This window comes from Sporanaerobium hydrogeniformans, from assembly GCF_002735925.1.
Taxonomy (GTDB): domain Bacteria; phylum Bacillota; class Clostridia; order Lachnospirales; family Cellulosilyticaceae; genus Sporanaerobium; species Sporanaerobium hydrogeniformans.
In genome coordinates, this window is sequence record NZ_PEDL01000016.1 from 49,821 (window position 1) to 68,827 (window position 19,007).

The 19,007-nt window shown below is 34.2% G+C and carries 18 protein-coding genes; 2 read left to right on the forward strand and 16 right to left on the reverse strand.

Annotated features, from left to right (window positions below; translation table 11 throughout):
- Positions 1 to 9: 9 nt before the first annotated feature.
- From CS063_RS13180 to CS063_RS13190, 3 genes are read right to left on the reverse strand one after another with little or no spacing between them, the layout of a single operon-like run.
- The gene (locus CS063_RS13180; RefSeq protein WP_099450173.1) at positions 10 to 858 is read right to left on the reverse strand and encodes an alpha/beta hydrolase; all 849 of its coding nucleotides are present in this window, start codon (positions 856 to 858) and stop codon (positions 10 to 12) included.
- Between the two features lie 4 nt (positions 859 to 862).
- On the reverse strand, positions 863 to 1,276 hold the full coding sequence (locus tag CS063_RS13185; protein ID WP_099450174.1) for a DUF3237 domain-containing protein: 414 nt from the start codon (positions 1,274 to 1,276) through the stop codon (positions 863 to 865).
- A gap of 54 nt (positions 1,277 to 1,330) precedes the next feature.
- Positions 1,331 to 3,415 (reverse strand): glycoside hydrolase family 3 C-terminal domain-containing protein, encoded by a 2,085-nt coding sequence (locus CS063_RS13190; protein WP_099450175.1) that lies wholly within the window; start codon positions 3,413 to 3,415, stop codon positions 1,331 to 1,333.
- Positions 3,416 to 3,546: 131 nt separating this feature from the next.
- Between CS063_RS13190 and CS063_RS13195 the strand changes: the two genes are divergently transcribed.
- A complete protein-coding gene (locus CS063_RS13195) occupies positions 3,547 to 4,401 on the forward strand; it encodes a helix-turn-helix transcriptional regulator (protein ID WP_099450176.1) in 855 nt (284 codons plus the stop codon).
- A gap of 42 nt (positions 4,402 to 4,443) precedes the next feature.
- On the opposite strand, the gene CS063_RS13200 is transcribed toward CS063_RS13195, so the two are convergent.
- From CS063_RS13200 to CS063_RS13220, 5 genes are all read right to left on the reverse strand, one after another.
- Positions 4,444 to 5,799, reverse strand: a complete 1,356-nt coding sequence (locus CS063_RS13200; protein ID WP_099450177.1) for an MATE family efflux transporter — start codon at positions 5,797 to 5,799, stop codon at positions 4,444 to 4,446.
- A 217-nt stretch (positions 5,800 to 6,016) separates the two neighbouring features.
- Complete coding sequence (locus CS063_RS13205) at positions 6,017 to 7,888, reverse strand: tetratricopeptide repeat protein (protein ID WP_099450178.1); 1,872 nt, start codon at positions 7,886 to 7,888, stop codon at positions 6,017 to 6,019.
- Between the two features lie 151 nt (positions 7,889 to 8,039).
- A complete protein-coding gene (gene fliB / locus CS063_RS13210) occupies positions 8,040 to 9,185 on the reverse strand; it encodes a flagellin lysine-N-methylase (RefSeq protein ID WP_099450179.1) in 1,146 nt (381 codons plus the stop codon).
- A 93-nt stretch (positions 9,186 to 9,278) separates the two neighbouring features.
- Positions 9,279 to 10,178, reverse strand: coding sequence for a GGDEF domain-containing protein (locus CS063_RS13215; RefSeq protein ID WP_180270796.1), 900 nt, complete (start codon positions 10,176 to 10,178; stop codon positions 9,279 to 9,281).
- 140 nt (positions 10,179 to 10,318) lie between these two features.
- Positions 10,319 to 10,660, reverse strand: coding sequence for an arsenate reductase family protein (locus CS063_RS13220; protein ID WP_099450181.1), 342 nt, complete (start codon positions 10,658 to 10,660; stop codon positions 10,319 to 10,321).
- 220 nt (positions 10,661 to 10,880) lie between these two features.
- On the opposite strand from CS063_RS13220, the gene CS063_RS13225 reads away from it, so the two are divergent.
- Positions 10,881 to 11,372, forward strand: coding sequence for a hypothetical protein (locus CS063_RS13225; RefSeq protein WP_099450182.1), 492 nt, complete (start codon positions 10,881 to 10,883; stop codon positions 11,370 to 11,372).
- Between the two features lie 97 nt (positions 11,373 to 11,469).
- On the opposite strand, the gene rsmH is transcribed toward CS063_RS13225, so the two are convergent.
- From rsmH to CS063_RS13265, 8 genes are all read right to left on the reverse strand, one after another.
- A complete protein-coding gene (rsmH, locus tag CS063_RS13230) occupies positions 11,470 to 12,516 on the reverse strand; it encodes a 16S rRNA (cytosine(1402)-N(4))-methyltransferase RsmH (protein ID WP_099450183.1) in 1,047 nt (348 codons plus the stop codon).
- Between the two features lie 365 nt (positions 12,517 to 12,881).
- Complete coding sequence (locus CS063_RS13235; RefSeq protein ID WP_308415510.1) at positions 12,882 to 13,589, reverse strand: epoxyqueuosine reductase; 708 nt, start codon at positions 13,587 to 13,589, stop codon at positions 12,882 to 12,884.
- Positions 13,590 to 13,722: 133 nt separating this feature from the next.
- Positions 13,723 to 14,343 carry a TetR/AcrR family transcriptional regulator gene (locus CS063_RS13240; protein WP_099450185.1) on the reverse strand — a complete coding sequence of 207 codons (621 nt, stop codon included), beginning with the start codon at positions 14,341 to 14,343 and terminating at the stop codon, positions 13,723 to 13,725.
- On the reverse strand, positions 14,328 to 15,041 hold the full coding sequence (locus CS063_RS13245) for a flavodoxin family protein (RefSeq protein WP_099450186.1): 714 nt from the start codon (positions 15,039 to 15,041) through the stop codon (positions 14,328 to 14,330). The genes CS063_RS13240 and CS063_RS13245 overlap by 16 nt, the downstream gene beginning before the upstream one ends.
- Positions 15,042 to 15,043: 2 nt before the next feature.
- A complete protein-coding gene (locus CS063_RS13250) occupies positions 15,044 to 15,454 on the reverse strand; it encodes a hypothetical protein (protein WP_099450187.1) in 411 nt (136 codons plus the stop codon).
- Between the two features lie 419 nt (positions 15,455 to 15,873).
- The gene (locus CS063_RS13255) at positions 15,874 to 16,836 is read right to left on the reverse strand and encodes a hypothetical protein (RefSeq protein ID WP_099450188.1); all 963 of its coding nucleotides are present in this window, start codon (positions 16,834 to 16,836) and stop codon (positions 15,874 to 15,876) included.
- Between the two features lie 15 nt (positions 16,837 to 16,851).
- Positions 16,852 to 17,541 carry a hypothetical protein gene (locus CS063_RS13260; protein ID WP_099450189.1) on the reverse strand — a complete coding sequence of 230 codons (690 nt, stop codon included), beginning with the start codon at positions 17,539 to 17,541 and terminating at the stop codon, positions 16,852 to 16,854.
- Positions 17,542 to 18,595: 1,054 nt separating this feature from the next.
- Positions 18,596 to 18,964 (reverse strand): hypothetical protein, encoded by a 369-nt coding sequence (locus CS063_RS13265; protein ID WP_099450190.1) that lies wholly within the window; start codon positions 18,962 to 18,964, stop codon positions 18,596 to 18,598.
- Positions 18,965 to 19,007: the final 43 nt, after the last annotated feature.

Sequence of the window (19,007 nt, forward strand, 5' to 3'; positions counted from 1 at the left end):
ACATTAATTTTACTGCACAAGTTTTCTTTTCATATAATGAATCATATAGTTCATAGCTTGTCTTCCTTTTTCATCATCTAGCATTGAAAAGCCATGATATCTATCTAAAAATCTTTTACCTGTTACTTCTACTCCCATTTGCATTAAACGTTTCGCATAGGCTTCGCCTTCTTCTCTTAATGAATCATACTCGCAGGTCATAACAAGTGTATCTGGAAGGCCTTTTAACTGCTCATCTGTTGCAAATAAAGGTGAACATAAGGCCTGTTTTGCTTGCTCTTCTTTTCTATAAGCAGTGTTAAAAACCTTTGCAATATTAGGATTAATAGCTCCTTCTGTCCAAAATTTCTTCTCTGGTGCTAGTGCTAAATCTAATGGTGGATAATCTAGTAATTGAAACAGAAAAGAAAACTCTTTTCTTTCCTTAGCCATTAGGCAAATTGCTGCTGCAATATTAGCTCCTGCACTGTGCCCTCCTATTATTAACCTTTTGGAATCTACTCCTAATTCCTGTGCATGATCTATTACATATTTAATGTATTCATAAACGGTTTCTTTATCCTTTGGAAAGGGGTTTTCTGGTGCTAAAGGATAGTCAATATTAAATACGTGAATACCTAATTCTTTATTTACCCTATCACAAAATAAATCATCATCTTCTGGCTGCCCCATTACAAAACCGCCTCCATGAAGGTTAAAATAGGCAGGAGCATTTTTTTTTGCCTTATAGACCAATACCCTTATCTTTTGCTCCTTGAGAGAAAAAACGATTTCTTGCCCTTTTATACTGCCCTGATTTTGCTCTTTAGCCTGCCGTCTCCACTTTTTAATTTGCTTGTAAATCTCTTCTTTTTTCATCAACTTACCTCATTTTATAAACATGAATATTAACCTTATATTCTCCTGCTTCAGTTTCCAGGCTTGCTACATAAACACCTTTATTGAGTTCACTGTAATCCCCTTTTACATCTGCATAAAATCGAGGACTCGTACGTATTTTAGCAGTATCCTGATTTAAAATACCTTCATTTTCCACTGCTACATATTCACCATTTTCCATTTGAAGCAAATACTTTGCAAAGGCATGTGCACCATTACTTTTTATAGTACTCCAATCTGCCCCACCAGCAATCACAACTCCCCTATATTTACCGGTTACACTCCCTCCTGTAATAGGAATAACATTTAAGTGACCTGCTCCCCCATCACCAACTGCTAATGGTTCACTGCACTTTACTCTTATCTGCATAATTTCTTCTGCTTCCAACCACATCATTCCATCTCCCTTTTAGAGTTCTGTAGCCTACCCTTAATCTTTCTTTCCATGCTATTAAAGCTGAATTGCTATTTTTATTCCTATTTCTTTGGTTAATTCTTGAGTGCGTTTGTCGGGCTGTCCAAAACCAATATAAAGCTCAAAGTCCTTACTATCCTGTATCCATGCCCCTTCTTCATTTACTACCATAAAAGCTTTAGAATCTATCTTCACTTCTATTTCCTTACTTTCTTTAGCTTTTAAAGAAACTCTTTTAAAGCCGCATAAACTGTGATTAGGCACAGCAAAGGTAGAAGCTAGATTTTTAATATAAACCTGTACTACCTCTTCCATAGCAAAGGTTTCTTTATTTTCAAGAACAACCTTTACACTTCCATTCTGATAGCTTGCTTCTTGTAGAGTGCATTTACCATAAGTTAATCCATACCCAAATGGATAAAGAGCTTCTTGCTCCATGTAACGATAGGTTCTCCCTTTCATATTGTAATCCTCAAAGGCAGGAAGTCCTGATAAATCTCTATAAAAAGTAATAGGTAATTTACCAGAAGGTGAAAATTCACCAAAAAGAGCCTTTGCAATCACTTGGCCGCCTCTTGCTCCTGGATACCAAGTTTGGAGTACTGCGTCATAATGCATGTCAGCATATTGAAGATCAATAGCACTTCCTGCACTTAGACATAAAATAACAGGCTTACCCATCTTGGCCATTACTTCAATGAGTTCTTTCTGTGACTCTGGAAGTTCTAAATCCTTTTTATCTCCAGAAGCATAAGCATTTCCAGTATCCCCTTCTTCTCCTTCTAGTGTTTCATCTAAACCTACACACACAATAACTACATCACTATGCTTTGCTACAATTTGGGCTTCTGATAATCGATCTTGTCTATAAGCTAAAGGCTCTACTCGGTCTTTAAAGAGATGGCAGCCTTCTGAGTAAAGAACACGAATAGCATCTCCTACTTCTCTTTGTAAGCCTTCTAAAAGAGTGATGTACTGAGAGGATGTACCATGATAGTTCCCTATTAAAGCCTTTCTACTATTAGCATTAGGACCTACTACCCCAATCGTTTTAATCTTTTCTTTACAAAGTGGTAGTAAGCCATTGTTTTTAAGAAGTACAATGCTTTTAGCTGTTACTTCATCTGCTACTTGAAGATGCTTCTTAGATTCTACAACTTCATAAGGAATCGTATCATATTCGGAGCCATCAAATAAGCCTAATAAATAGCGTGTGGTAAATAACCTTTCAGCTGCTGTTGTAATTTCCTCTTCTGTTACAAGTCCATTTTGATGTGCTAAAAGAATATGTAAATAAGTGTTTCCACAGTTCAAATCACAACCTGATTTTAAAGCAAGTGCAGCTGACTCTTGGGCTGTACTTGTAACCCTATGATGTTCATGAAAGTCTTTAATTGCCCAACAATCAGAAACATAGTGTCCTTTAAATCCCCATTTTTCACGTAAAATCTCTTTCATTAATGTAGGACTACCACAGCAAGGCTCTCCATTGGTACGATTATAGGCACCCATCACCGCCTCTACCTCTGCCTCTTTTACTAAAGCCTCAAAAGCAGGTAGATAAGTTTCCCATAAATCTTTCTTATTCACTCTTGCATCAAAATGATGACGATCTGCCTCTGGTCCAGAATGCACAGCAAAATGTTTGGCACAGGCAGCTGTCTTAAGTGTTTCACCTTCTCCTTGAAGTCCTTTCACAAAAGCTACACCTAAGCGGCTCGTTAAATAAGGGTCTTCTCCATAGGTTTCATGGCCTCTTCCCCATCTAGGGTCTCTAAAAATATTGACATTAGGCGACCAGAAGGTCAGTCCCTTATAAATATCTCTATCTTGTTCTTGACTATAAGCATTATATTTCGCTCTTCCTTCTTCTGCAATCACTTCTGCTACTCTCTTAATAAGTTCATCATCAAAAGTTGCTGCCATACCAATAGCTTGTGGGAAACTTGTAGCTACCCCCGCTCTTGCTACACCATGTAATGCCTCATTCCACCAGTTGTACGCTGGGACTCCCAATCTTTTGATGGCAGGAGAATCATATTTAAGCTGACTTGCTCGTTCCTCAATAGTCATTTGAGCTACTAATGCTTTTGCTTTTTGCTCTGCCTCTTTCCTCTTCATCCTTATTTTCTCCTTTTCTCTCTCCATACTTTTATGTTAGACTATAGTTAAACTATATCAAAAGAGAGTTTTATTTTCTTATCATTTATTGCTTCTTAACACAAAAAAATTGCTATTTTAGGAGATGAAAAATGTTACCTGAATTGCATGGTTTACAAGAAAAAATTACATTCGACTCTTCCATCGGTATTTTGCTTCATAACAATAGCATAAGTGAAGATTATCCGAGACATTGGCATTCTGCCTATGAAATCATTATGCCCATTCATAGTACCTATGAGGTAACTTGCCATCATACCGTTTATCAGCTTGAAGAAAATGACATTCTTGTTCTGTTTCCTGGTTGCCTTCATAGTATGAAAGCTCCTAAAAATGGTGAAAGGCTTATTTTACAGGTGAACTATAATCAAATCTATACTATGAAGGAACTTGAAGCTGCGCTTACTCCACTAGCGCCTGTTTTTCATCTAACCGCCTCTACCCATCCTAAAGTACATCCCTCCATTCATCGTTTACTCCTTCAGATGAAAGAAGAGGCACTTATTGCCTCTCCCCTTCATTCTTCTATGATGCTAGCTTATTTTATAGAAATACTTGTGCTTTTAGGACGTCACCTTAATCCCTCTACGTCTAAACAAGAAAGTTCGAATTCTAAAGAAAAAGAGTATGCAGACAAATTTATTTTTATCTGTACCTATATTAATGAGCATTGTACAGAAAATTTAACACTAGACTTTGTAGCTTCTTTATCTGGCTTTAGTAAATATCATTTTTCAAGACTCTTTAAGCTCTTTGCCAATGTTTCCTTTTATAAATATTTGAATCAGCAACGTATTCACTATGCTGAAAAACTACTGATGGACGACCAGTTAACAGTAACTGAAATCGCCTTACAATCAGGCTTTGGTAGCTTATCTTCTTTTATACGTATGTTTAATATCATAAAGGGCTGTACCCCCACTGACTTTAAAAAGCTTTACAAGTAATTTGCCCTAAAAAAAACACTCATAAATCTTCACTTAGTAAGATTATGAGTGCTTTACAATCCCTTTATCCTTCCATTTTCCTTGTGCATAGCGGATACAGCTTATAAGCCCTGTTATAAGCCATGTAAGCCCTGTTGTATACCAAATACTAAGCATCCCAATGCTAGGAATAAAGGTAAGTGGCTTTGCTAGACCTACCCTTCCTGCTACTTCAACAAAACCAGAGAGCATGGCAAACTTTACATCTCCACAACCATTTAAGACATTTCTTGTTACATAAATCATTCCCAAGCCTGCATAAAAAAGACTGGTAATACGAATACCTTTTGCCCCTTCTAAAATAACATCTTGTTCCTTAATAAAGAAGCCCATAATCGTTTCTCCACCTACCCATGCAACTGGGAGCATAAATAAACTAAACAGGGTACTAATCATAGCTCCTGTCCAAAAGCCTCTCTTCACACGCTCCAGATTACCTGCCCCCATATTTTGCCCCGTATAAGTAGCAATTGCTGCACCTAGGGATGTAAAAGGTTGATGCACAAGCTGTTCAAAACGTGAAGCAACAGTAAATGCTGCTAAAATAGTTGGCCCAAACCCATTAACTACCCTTTGTAGCACAATACAAGAAACAGCAATCAGTGCATTTTGCAAGGCTACTGGTAAACCTAAATAAATACACTGCCTAAAGAGTTGTAAATCCGGTACATATTCTTTAAGAGGTATTTTGAAAACAGGTACCTTAAGCCATGCATAGAGCATACATCCAAAGCCTGCTATAAGTTGGGCAATGATTGTCGCTAAAGCCACACCTAATACACCCATATTAAAGCCAACAACAAATAATAAGTCAAGAACTACATTAATCACACAGGCTACCGCAAGAAATAGTAAGGGTGTCCTCGTATCTCCTAAAGCCCTCAATATAGAGGCTACCCCATTATAAAGTGCTACAGCGACTAACCCTCCACAAGTTATTTGTAAGTATAAAACGGCATCCTCTAACATCACATTAGGTGTATTTAATAATTGCATCACAGGTCTTGCCAAAAGAATGCCAAGCCCACCCATAATCAACGCACTCATAAGCATGACATAAAAAGAAGTGACTATAGCCCTCTTTACTTTTTCTATCATCCCAGCCCCAAAAAGCTGTGAAACAATGATGCCTATTCCCGCTCCTAATCCAAAGCTAAGTGAAAAAAACAAAAAACCGATGGAACCTGTAGCGCCCACAGCTCCCAAAGCATTTTTTCCTACAAATTGACCCACTACCCATGTGTCTACCATGTTATACAGTTGTTGAAATAAATTCCCTGCTAACATAGGAATGGTAAACATGAGTAGTAACTTTGTTGGGCTCCCTTTAGTCATATCTTGTGTATAGTTTCTCGCCATAACTTCCTCCCCTTTTATAGGACTTTTAAGGCTTAAACCTTATTTCCATATATCATTCACCCCATTATAATCACCACCCCATTTATAGTCAATTGTTATAATTCTTATTTTTGATGTGTTTTCTTATACTCTTTTAAACCGCATCTAAAAACAGAACTACCCAAATGAATCAGTAGTTCTGCTATAGTTTTTATCACTTATTCAATTTAGTACGCAGTTATTTAAAACTCTCTACAGATTCAATACCTGTTTGAGGCCAACCCTTTTCATCTAAAGATTTATTATCATAGGTTTTCTTAAGTTCAGCTATCTTAGTATAATAGTCATTACCATCACTGAGTTTATGGATGCTCTTTAAAGCCTCCTTCACCTCTAGTTGATAATCGTTGGAATAAATTTCTTGTAAGTTGCCATAAGCCCTTTTGTAATTAGAATCTTGTTCGATGGCTTCATTATAATAACCTACTATTTTTATAGTCAAATCTTTTTGACTTAAAGTTGATGACTCTATCGCTTTAAATTTGTCAGGATACTTGGTGTAATAGTATTTATAAACATAGCCAAGTGCATTATTGGCTATTGGATTTTTGGGATTAAGCTTATAGGCTTTATAAATATATTTTAGCCCATTGTCTAATTCTTCTGCATTAGGCCTTGTATGATTGAAATAAGCAAGACCTAAGAGTAAATTAGAATAGTCACTCTCTGAAACGAGCTCCATATCTTTATTTTGATTGGCATAATTGTACTTGTTATACTGATTAACAACCTCTTCAAAGTACTCAAAACTCTTTTTGTACTCTCCTTTTTTTGCTAAATCATCTGCTAGCTTTAGCACACTGTTATCATTTTCATAAGATTGGGTCATTTGGTTGAAGTTACCCGTCCCAATTTCATCATATATCTTCTTACTTGCTTCTGTATTTCCTTCAGTTACATAGATATCCCCTAAAAGCTTTAGTACTGTTTCATATAGGTTACTTTGCATAATACCTTTGAAACCTGTTACATTATAGGTTGCAATAGTTGTTCTACACTTTTCTAGGTAAGTTTTCTTTGCTGAAGTATCCTTTGCTTTTATAGCTGCTTGATATAAATACTGGACATAGTTCTCTGCTACTACTGGATTTTTAAGGGCATCCTTTTGAGCTTCCATATAATTTTCTACTACTTGGACAGCATGTTGAGGATAGCCTACCTCATTTAAGAGCTCCGTTGCAAACCAAATATTATTTTTTAAATCTACTCTTTTTATAAATTCTTCTGGAAAATTTTTCGCTACCATTTTATAGAGATTATTGGCTTTTACCTCATTTGTATTAGCCTTATAAAAATTTGCTAAAGTATAGATTGTATCTAAATCCTTTGGGTCAAACTTGGTTATTTGTAAATAAAAGCTCTCTACTAATGCAAACAAATTCTTATTCTCTGCATTTTGTTTAAGAAAGTCATGCAACTGTTGCAACTCTTTCGTATAAGTCTTAAGTGTTTCTACCTTTGTTGTAGCCCCAAGAAGCTTCTTGTACTTTGTTACTACATATTTTTCAAGTGCACTTGCTTTTATCTGTACTTTTTTGGATATACTGCTTACTTTATCTTGCTGAGTTTTTAAAGCTGTCGGCACGGTCTTTGTATAAACCTTAACAGGAACCTTCCCACCATATCTATTAGTACCTGTTATTGTTTTTAAATAATAATGATTAGAATCAGCATAAAGGTTGACTATGGCATTCATTTTACGCATATCTGGATTAACAATTTTTAGGTTACCTTCTTGTAACTGCCAACCTACATGTCCTGAGTTCTCATTTCCAATAGCTATCCCCCATACATACAATCCTGTACTATCCTTCCTAAGCGCATCTCCTTGGATAGTATATGTAGGCTGCTGAGTATTAAGCTGATTTAACTTAGCTGTTTCCGTGGTTAACTCTCGAGCTACATTTGTCACTTCTAACTTCAACTTCTGTAGCTCTTTATCCATAACACTCGCCTTTAACACCTGTGCACTCCATACAATGTATAGAACACTCATCACCATCATAACCTTTAAAATTTGCCTTTTCTTAACTATCATCACTTGCTTCATCCTGTTATAAATCCCCCTGTCCCATATAATGTTATAAAAATAAAAATTGTTTTAATTATAATAACATATTTGGAGTATTTCTTCTATATTTACTACAGAAAAAGGGATAACCTATTACTAAAAATAAGCTATCCCTTTCCTATTTATCTTTTTATAATTTACCCTCTCCAAGCAGAAGAGCCAGGTATCCCCACTCCAAAATAACATCTTCAAAACTCTTTACTAAGTAGTCTCTTATCTCTTCTTGTTCATAGCCTGTTACTCTTGAAATAAGTGTTATGTACTCACGCACTAACATATAGTCTACTTCTTGTTTATCCTCCATTAACCACTTTATAAAAATAGCATGTTTCATGGTACTATAAGTCATTACTAACCATTCAAATACCACTACTACATCCTGAAGCTCCATTTCCTCTGTTAAGCAACTTGCAAAGACTTCTGCTATCCAATAATTCTTGATTAGCTTTTCATAAGCAAGGAAAAATCCTTCAAATTGCTGAAGTTTTTCTAAAAGCTCTTGATCAGAATAATACTGCTCTAAATTCTCAGCATACTGTGAAAGCTCCTCTAAATAATTCACATACACTTCTTGTGCACGATAGTCTTGAACGATATCTAAAAAAAGCTCATTCCTTTCCCAAAGTGTATCTATTGCATGTGTCTCCATTTTTCTCATTTCCTCTGCCAAGGCAGCAAAATAGTCTTCATCTTCATAGGCTTCAATACTTTCTAAAGATAACTCTGCTTCCTGTAATAACTCCAAGAGAACATAAAAAATCATAAGGAGACGCTCTGTTAAGAAATAGCCTTCATCCTCTAACAAAGCAAGCATCAAGTTTCTTAGTTCATATAAAGGTGACACTTCCTTCTTACCTTTTCCTTCCTCTACAAATAAATCACTATCTACTTGCTGTTTGATAAGGTCTATAGCCTCTGGACACCCAAAATCTATAGCATATTCTATCCTCCCCTCAAACTGATTAATACGTCTTGGAAAGCGTATGCAGGTTTCAGCTAAAAATGCTTCCCCTAATTCTAGCACAACCTTACAAAGCTTTTCTTTACTCAGAAAAGGACACTTTTTCTCTTCATTTAGCTCTATCATATAATCTTCATCTTCTTTTTGTATGTAATGACAAAGCACTTTAGGCGTATCTCTTAGCTTGACTTTTTGCCATTTTTTAGCTGTCTCATCATCTATTGGAATGCGCCATTCTTGACAACATGTAAAAGAACATTGATCTGCTTTGCAACGAAAGCTATCATAATAACCCATTTTAATCGTATGATTCATACTATCTCCTTGTCCAGCCTTTGGCTTCTTAATCTATCTTTTGTCATTATAATATAAAAGTAGCAGATACTCCATACGAAATATCTGCTACTTCTACCTATCGTTCCCTTTTTTCGCCCTGTACATACTCTGATCTGCCTTCTTTAGCAATTCACCCATAAATTCCTTTGAAGCCTCAAAGCACTCTGTATACGAATATCCAAAATCTACATCTACATATTTTTGCTTATTGAGCTCCAAACTTATTTTGTTCACCTCTTGATGTAAGTAATGAATTTTTGCTTCAATCTCCTCTTTGGTGCAATTAACTAGTACAATAATAAATTCATCTCCCCCTAGGCGAATAACGGAATCTTGTTTACGTACATTTTTTTTAAATACTGTTGCTACCTCTCTTAAGACATGGTCTCCCATTTCATGTCCCATCTTATCATTAATATCCTTAAACTTTTTCAAGTCTGCCATAATAAATGCTATCTTTTTAGCTGCCTTATTATTATGACGATAAAGAAAAAGATACTCCTCTAAGTACCTACGGTTATAGACTAAAGTAAGAGGATCTTCATAGATTTTACGGTAAGTCTCTGCTATTAGTTCAATAATACTACTATCTTCTACATCACTTATTCCAAACTTCTGAAAAAGAGAGGCATCAGAAACACCATTTACAATCTCTACAATTACCTTGTATTCTTTTCCGACTTCATCTAAGACTTTAACCGGTCTTGAAAGAACATGATATACTTCATTATCCCGAAACTCATATTTTTCCTTTTGACATTCATCTATTAAGGCTTGCATACTTATACAGTGCTCACAACGCTCTTCTTTGTTCCACATTTTATAGCAGGGTTCCTTTTTTTCTAAGGTATTCCCCTGTTGTCCAAAAGCTATAACAGTTGTTTCTTCTGTGTCAACTAAGCGAACTACATCAAAAAAAGGCTGCATACTTTCTACTGCATTTTTTATCCTATCTATACTTAAATTTTCCATTAGCATCCGTTCCTCTGCCAAAATTTTGCCTTTATTCCCATCTATTTACTAATTACATTCTATTATTTATAGACATCATTATACAGAATTTGATATACATATGCAACTCTATAGGAGTCCTTATGTCATACCGTTTTTTGTTATTCCCAATCCTTCCATACTTCTGGTTTATAACCTATGGTAGCCTGCTTTGCATTACGAACAATAGGCGTATTAAGGAGCACTGGATATTCTAATACTCTTTTTTCCTTGTTCATATTAGAAGCAAATTGGATACGTGCTACTGCCTCTTTATCTCTACAGTTCTTATCAATCATCACTTCTATACCACCTACAGCTTGCTTGATGCTATTAAGTTCTCCTTGGCTTAAGCCCTTTTCTTTTAAATCTACAAATTGATATTTTATACCACGTTCCTTAAAATAACGCTCTGCTTTTTTGGTATCAAAGCATTTCTTAGTTCCAAAAATTTGTATATTCATTGTTTCACTCTCCAATCCCTCTCAATAAGCTCTTTTATCCTCTAGCTTACCTTCTAACTTGTCCATTATCCCTCATTTTTTCATTAAATGATAGACCCTAATCGTAATAGTCCTCTATTTTCCTTTATCTTACCTATTGTTTTTAAAATGTTTAAATGACATGCACACATTTTACTTTTTTGTAATATATTACTATAAATTTATTTTTAGGAGAAATAAGATGCCTCCCTTTGCAGCCGTTAGTGGAATAATTACCAGTATAGAAAGTTTCCCTACCTCTACCAACGATAAAACTGCTTGTTCACTTATTATAGGTATAAAGAGTAACAACCAGAATCTTACCTATTTTACGCTTGATTTAAATACCTATTTTGTTAATCATGTTACCTTACAAAAAGGAGATTCTATTACAGCCTATTATGACACCTCTGTTCCAGTTGTCCTTATTTATCCTCCCCGTTATAGAGCTGTTGTCATTGCTAAAAATTCTAGAGATTATTTTGTTAAAGTAGATTACTTCAATAATGAATTAGTAAGTAGTGATAATCAGTTAAAACTTAATATCTCTCCCCGGACACAACGCTTACTACCTAATAATCAGAACTATCTAGGAGAACTTAGAAATAGAAATCTTGTAGTTCTTTACCGTCGTGCCACGAAAAGCATCCCTGCAGTAACTACACCTTTTACAGTTATTGTCCTCTGTCTATAGATATAGGAATTTCATAGGCTCAAACTTATAACACCTCTTAAAAAACCATCCTTTCAGGTTCTTTAAGAGGTGCTTTTTAACCTAAACTTATTCTTACTTAAGCTTTTATTGCCCATCTCATTTTTGTTGAACGTGCACGGCCGTTTCTATTACACTCCTCAGTAGATGGTCTAATAACCTCCGTTGCAATTTCGCTATAAACTCCTTCACGTAATAACCTTTTAAAGGATTTTTTGACAAGCCTATCTTCTCCTGAATGGAAAGTGAGTATGGCAACACGCCCCCCCTTTGAAAGAACACTGGGAAGCTTTTCTAAAAATTCTTCTAGTACTTCAAATTCACTGTTCACATCAATACGTAATGCTTGAAAAGTTCTTTGACATGATTTTTTAACCCCTTCTTTTCGTTTATCTTCTGGAATAAAGGCAAGTGCTTCCCCTATAACTTGCTGAAGCTGAGTGGTCGTAGAGATATACTCTTTTTTCTTTGTCTTAGAAATAATCGCCTTAGCTATCTCTTTTGCATAAGGTTCATCTGAATTCTCAATTAACATGCCTTGTAATTCTTCTTGCGTAACTTCTTTTAAACGTTCTGCTGCAGATAAGCCTTTTTCAGGATTTAGACGTAAATCCAATGGTCCTTCCTGTTTAAAGGAAAAGCCTCTATCTGGATTATCAATTTGCATAGAAGAAACTCCTAAATCCGCTAACATAAAATCAAAGGAACCTGCTTCTTTGGCTACTTGGTCAATATCCTTAAAATTTAATTGTTTGATTGTTAATAGATTCTCATCATATCCTAAGTCTTTTAAACGTTTTTTCGTTTTTACTATTTCAATAGGATCTACATCTAAAGCATACATATGCCCTTCGCCTCTTAGGCATTTTAGCATTTCTAAGGTATGACCGCCATAGCCAAGAGTTGCATCGAGTCCTATCTGTCCTGGTTTTATTTGCAAAAATTCCAGTATCTCTTTAACACATATTGAAAGATGCATACCAGCAGGAGTGCTTCCCTTTTGAATAACCCTCTCAATAGTATCTTTATATTTTTCAGGCTGAAGTTCTTTATACTTTTCTTTATAACTCTTAGGATGCGTTCCTTTATATCTTACACGTCGTTTATGTTGTTCTTGATTATTCATTGCTTTCCTCGCTAACTTTTCTTAATATCACAACTAGAGTCTTTAATTAATAGTAACACATCCACTTCATTCTTACAAAATCTTTTAACAACATACTCTCGCCTCTAACTATTTATTGGGCATCCTATTGTCATTTTAGTCTTTTTTTATAATGCGCCATGCGGTACAAATAGTTTTGCCGCTGCGTATATAATCTCTTGCCTTCGTCTCTCTTTTTGTTCTTTTCTAGTCTCCATTTTTAAATCTCCTAATACAAAAAGGTGGCTATGAGAGCAGCATTTTATGCTGATCTCGTAGCCACCTTTGGGTAGGATTATGAGAATACATCTTATTAACTAAAAGAATTTCAATTGCAAAGAGTATGCTCATATTCCATATCTCATGGGACAAACTACTCTACACTCATTACATTCAACTGTATCAAATCCACGTTGTGTTTTACTGTATGTATTTGTTCTGCATAATGCTTGATTTACACATCTATTCTCTATAGCATGTACTGGGCAACTATCTATACACTTAGTACAATTTGCTATACATATCCCCTGGCACAATTCATCTGATTTCAAATCTATATCCACCAATACTGCACCAATGGTGAGCAAATTTCCAAACTGAGCATTAATGAGTAAACTATTCTTACCAAGCTCTCCAAGTCCTGCTAAAACAGCAGCATGTTTCATTGAAATCAAACCTTTACCTGTTAATGTCTCTTTGTCCCAAAATTCATATGGGGCATCACAGGGCATAGGAACTGCCCTTGCATTAAAGAGATGTTCAATTTTGTTTGCTGCTTGTAATGCGATTCTATCTACCTCTGAGCAACTGAAATAATTATAATAGCCGTAAACCAGTCGTGAAGAGACATGCGTTAATCCTTTGGGTAATGCTTTTCCAAACACGATTACTGCTTTGCATTTTTCAAATACATCTGTTGGTAAGAATCCTTCCGGAGTAGAAATAAATCTATCTATATTCGCAATTCCGCATACATCTGCTCCCAAAGAAAAGAGTATTTGTTTAATTGTATCCTCCATATTTTCTCTCCTATTATATAAATAGTTTCTTCGCATACCATTACGCCAAATTCATCTACTGAATTTACGACTTTATCTATTGGCAATAAAACGTCTGCCTTCACTATAATTCATAATATTCATAATTATTTTTATTTACTTCTATCTCAATTGCAATCGAAGATCCTACTCATTTGACATATAGCATATAAAAACCATGCACATGGCTTTTGATTGTCTGTAGGTATTCTTCATAAGAGGCTCCCAAATCTAGTTTGCATATAATATAATAGATCGGGCTGTAGAAATGAAGCGCCATAATACCTGCATCATAACCTTTAAAGACACCCTTCTTTTGAAGACTTTCAAAAAGTTGTTTTTGAAAGAGTATGGGACCATCAAAATAGTATTGTTTTAACATTTCTGCAGCAATTGGCGATCTGTGTTGTTCACCAACCAGAAGTTTCCTAAACATAACTGGAAACTCTTCTTTTACTAAAAAACCTAATAAATTCTCCGTATATTTTAGCAACATCTCTTCATCTATATTCAAATAGATTTCAGTTGTTGTATCATCCTGCTCAACAGGAATGTGCATCGAAGTTGCAAAGCCATCATATCTGCTTTTCATCTCCTCGAATATCGCGTTAAAAATTTCTTCTTTACCTTTAAAGTGATTATATATGGATGCACCTTTTATTCCAACTGCTGAAGCAATTTCTCTCATAGATACGCCCTCATAGCCTTTTTCAGAAAATAGCTTTAAAGACTCAAATATTATTTTCTCTTTTGTTGTCATTTGTTTTTCCATGGACGCTCCTTTCCAATCCAACCCTTATCTTCCCAATATTTTCTCTCTGTAGGACTACTTCCCATATTTGCTTTTTGCATTCCTGCAAACATGTTAAATAATAGTTTTGTTTTAAAAGATACATTGGGTTTCTTATTCTTATTCTTATTCTTATCTAAAATCTTTGCTTGCCTACTTAATGTTCTTTTAATTTTAAGCTTTTTTTCTGCAGACACACCTTCCCAGTTCATTGCCTGAACAGTGAAGCCAAATTTTTTTATATCAGAAATTCCCCAGTAAGCTAAGGTTCTTGCCACAGGTTTGATCGCCTCCCTTGCACCAGCTCCCGCCGTAGTTGAAATAACGACGGCTTTTTTATTAAACATACATTCTCGTGGCTTATGAGAAAGCCAATACGTAAAAGTCAAATCAATAAAGGCTTTCATAGGTGCAGATGGCGCCATACAATAATTAGGTGTAGTAAAAACCAATAAATCTGCCTGTTCTATTTCTTGCATAATGATATTTTTCTCAGGAAAATAAGGACACTTTGTTTCATCTTCAATACAGGCATAGCAGCCTAAACAAAAATGATTAAGATCACGAGGTAGAAAAAATTCTTTGACCTGCTTATCTATAGTTATTGCATCTATTAAAAGCTTCCCTGCATGATAGGTACTTCCTTTATGATTTTGTCCATTAATCATTACAATTTTCATTATCACATCACCCATCTAGAAATTTCAATAATGAAGGTCTTTACTATAATTGCTGTAGCAAGAATATAAAAAATCACCTCTCTATACTTCTGATTCTTTATAAATATGCTGGAAAACGAAGATAATGCAATAACCCCACCACCAATACAACAAATTTTTGATTGTATACTGTTTAATGTAAATAATCCAGCTACTATATTGTCATTAAAGGATGCCTGAACAGATAGATCATATCCATCTCTTGTAGCAACAAAACAGCATACTAGTAGTCCAAGCCCTGCAAGTGTACCTATTCTTCTTCCCCAGTATATGATCTTAGTTCTGTTAGCTGTTGTAAGTACTATATACGATAACGTTATCGCAATTAAAATGGTTGAAAAAATGGATGCTACATTTCCAAAGTATAAATTCATGTATACCCCCCCTAACATTTGTTAGTTTTAGTATAGCTAACAGTTGTTAGTTTGTAAAGTGTAAATTAAGCTAATGAAATTTTTTCTTTTATATAGCCTAATCCTTACTTTAATAGCCATGTGTAAAGAGTGATTTTATAAAGGGCACATAAAATGACTCTTTACATTGCTCCTATAAAAAATAGACGCATCAAAGTTTATAACTGCCTTTGATGCGCTTACAAGATAAATCATGTGCTTACTAAGGAGCGGTACCATGCCTCTTAATAGTTAAGCAGGTAGTTATAAAGGTTAGATTTAGAGCTTGGTAAACCAAAATGCCTAAAACCTAAATCAGCTTTTACTCCATTAATGTAGCCTATTAATAGTATTATGCTTTTTATACTAAAAATGAAATTGAAATCTCATATTTATTCCTATTATACGTATAAATTTCCCTTTTCTCTTAATACTATGTCCTTTATAATTGTTGCAATGATTGTAGGAAAGACTCTGGAAGTTTCTTCTGAAATTTCCCAAACGCCCCCTCCCTCATCAACATCAGCTCCATGGTCAGCAGCATTTCTAACTTGACCAATGTAATCAATCATTCCTCTATGTTTTTTAGAAATAACACTACTAAGCGCAGAACTTTTTTGAATAATCCCATTCTTCCCAGTTAATGATATTTGATGCTTATCCGCTATTTGCTTCAAGAATGATTCAAATGCATTCCCTGCATATAAAATTATTGTTTTACCATCACTTAATTCATTTTGTATTTTACCAAAGGCATCAGAAAGAGGTGCGTATACCTTTTCCTCATCAACAAAATTATATACCTCTTCCCCTAATAATGTCCTAAGAGCATAATCATCATTAGCCTTAGATTTCAATACAACATCTAATATTTCAATATAAGATACACTATCATCATTAAAGATATACTGACTAGCCCCATCACTAAGCATTGCTTTTGCATAAGTTGCTATATTAGTTAATGTATTCTTAATATCTTTATAACTAGATGTCATTGTATACAAATGTTTAACTTGTTTGCTGGCCAAATCAATTGATTGAGAAAAGTTATATCTTGCCTTAAATGTAATAAATGGTTTATACTGCTCTAATATAAATCTCATTATAGTTGCCTTATGCTGATTATTTCTCGCTGAAACTAATAACCTTGCCAAAAGGGAATTACTACTATATCTCATTGTATTATTATCAATTGTAATAAGATTAAGTTCTATAGCCATGTCTAATGCATTCTTAGCTTGAACTTCAGAAATATCTGCAAACTCATGAATAAACAATATATCACAATTTTCATTCTTAGCCAGAACAGCATCCACAACACCAACAATATCTTCTGCTGTTGTCAGAACTATATTGTATGTCATAAAATCACCTGCTTCCTATTCATTAATTGACTTGAGAAGCATTTTAATTTTTTGACTAAGCTCTTCTATCTCGTTCACATTTACATCTATATTTATGTTAATATTAATTATATTACCTGTATTTGAACCTATTTTAGTTGCATTAACAATTGGTATTTGTGTATTTTCCGATTCACAATTATTATTATCCGAATTCAATCGTTCATTACTTATAGTTTGTTCTATTGTTTTTATTTTTCCATCATCTTCTATAACTAGATTAGCAGCTTTAAATATCTCAATAATTGTATTAGCTCCAACTTTAGGAGCACCTGATGTTGCTCCAGCAGAATAAAGTATATGGTTAATCAATCCAGTTCTATCCATACCATTTCTTATATTTATTGCAGAAAGCATACGTGATAAAAATTCATTATGTTCTATTAAACCCTTCCATTTTTTCTCAATTTCTTCTGCTATACCATGTGCATATGCCCTTCCTAAGCCAAAACATTCAGCTGTTGGGGTTTTTTTGCTTCCTTCAGATAAAAGTTCCATTTGAACTAAAAAACCATTGTTACGACTAACTACCGTTCTATCCATCCCCGTCGATTGTGCAATTGCATCCAATGTTTGAGCCTGTCCTTCTTTCCCAGTAGAATATGCTTTAATAATTTTTATCAGTTCTTCATATGAGGATCCTGGTAACTTAAAATTGTCTGCCATTTGTAACTCTCCTTTTCATAAGTAGTATTATTTTCCCCTATAAAATTTCTTTTCACACCATAAAACATCTAATAACACAATATATATATATTTTATATTATATTTTAAATATTAAAACAAAACAATACCTCATATCTTTCATTAATTATATTTTGCGCTCTCTAGAAATCCTCACATATTTAAAAAATATTTCTCTAAGACCCAAAAATAAAACTCTTACATTATTTCCATTTCCATTTCCATTTTCACTATACTTTACCTAACTATTGTATATCACAACCCACTCATATTAATAAATATATCTATGTATTGTGCTCACACTATTTCCTATAATCATTGTAAATTCTTTATAACATTCCCCTTTGCACTATTATCCTGTTCATTACTAAATCTACTTTCTTACTTAAAAAGCCGTACGTAGTGAGTAATGTTATAAAAGGTGTGTAACATTACTCACTATAAGGGTTTAGCCCTATAAAAAATAGGCACTTCAAAATCTTTCTAAGAACAAGCTGGACTTACTCCACTTTGTTACATCTGCTTTCATATACTGCTCTTATATCTTACTCAACTGACCTTTTTGCTTCGATAGCCGTGCGTAAAGAGTCATTTTACAAAGTACACGTAAAATGACTCTTTATACGGGCTCCGCCCTATAAAAATAAATGAGAAAATACCCAAGGAGGAACGAGCTCCTCCTTGGGCATTTTCTCATTTATTTTGCACGGCTTACAAGCCTGCGTGATTATTCGAACTCGGCTAGTTCATCTCTTTTCTTAAACTTTTTCGTTTAAGTTTTATATGATAAATAGTTTTATTTTATCTATATTACATATTTTATTTTGACTCGCTGATTTTCTGTTGTCAAAGTGTTGCCTTGCGATATTTGTTTAAAATCAGGGTCATTTTTCATCTGGAATTATCACTTCAAGATTAGGAGAATACATCTTATATATTAAAGAATTTTTGCTTGTGAACAGAATGCTCAAGTAGTGTGCTTATTAAATGAATTTTATCTATTAAGTGTGTTATTGAACATACAAATAAATCTCATTTACAACGCCGTTATCCAAAAACATATTGCTGTAACAAATGAAAGAGGGGTCATTATGTATTTTTCTTTTTTACTTTTTGAACAAATATTCATAATTATATTTAACGAAAGATATGTTGCCATAATTAAACAAATAATTTTTGTAGTATTTCTAGAAAACCATAAAGGAATAAACTCACCCATCTGTAAAATTATTATCACGAAAAACATCTGTAAAATTAATTGTATTGCTAACACTATTCGTAATTTAGGAGGATAAACTTTATACTGCCCTCCCATGGTTAATTCTCCTATTGGCAGACCACATATTATTAGAACTGATAAAACAATCACTATTGAAAATAAACTTGCTCCTATTATAGCTATCATTAGTATTCTCCTTTAATTCTAATTTTGAATCTTACATTATATA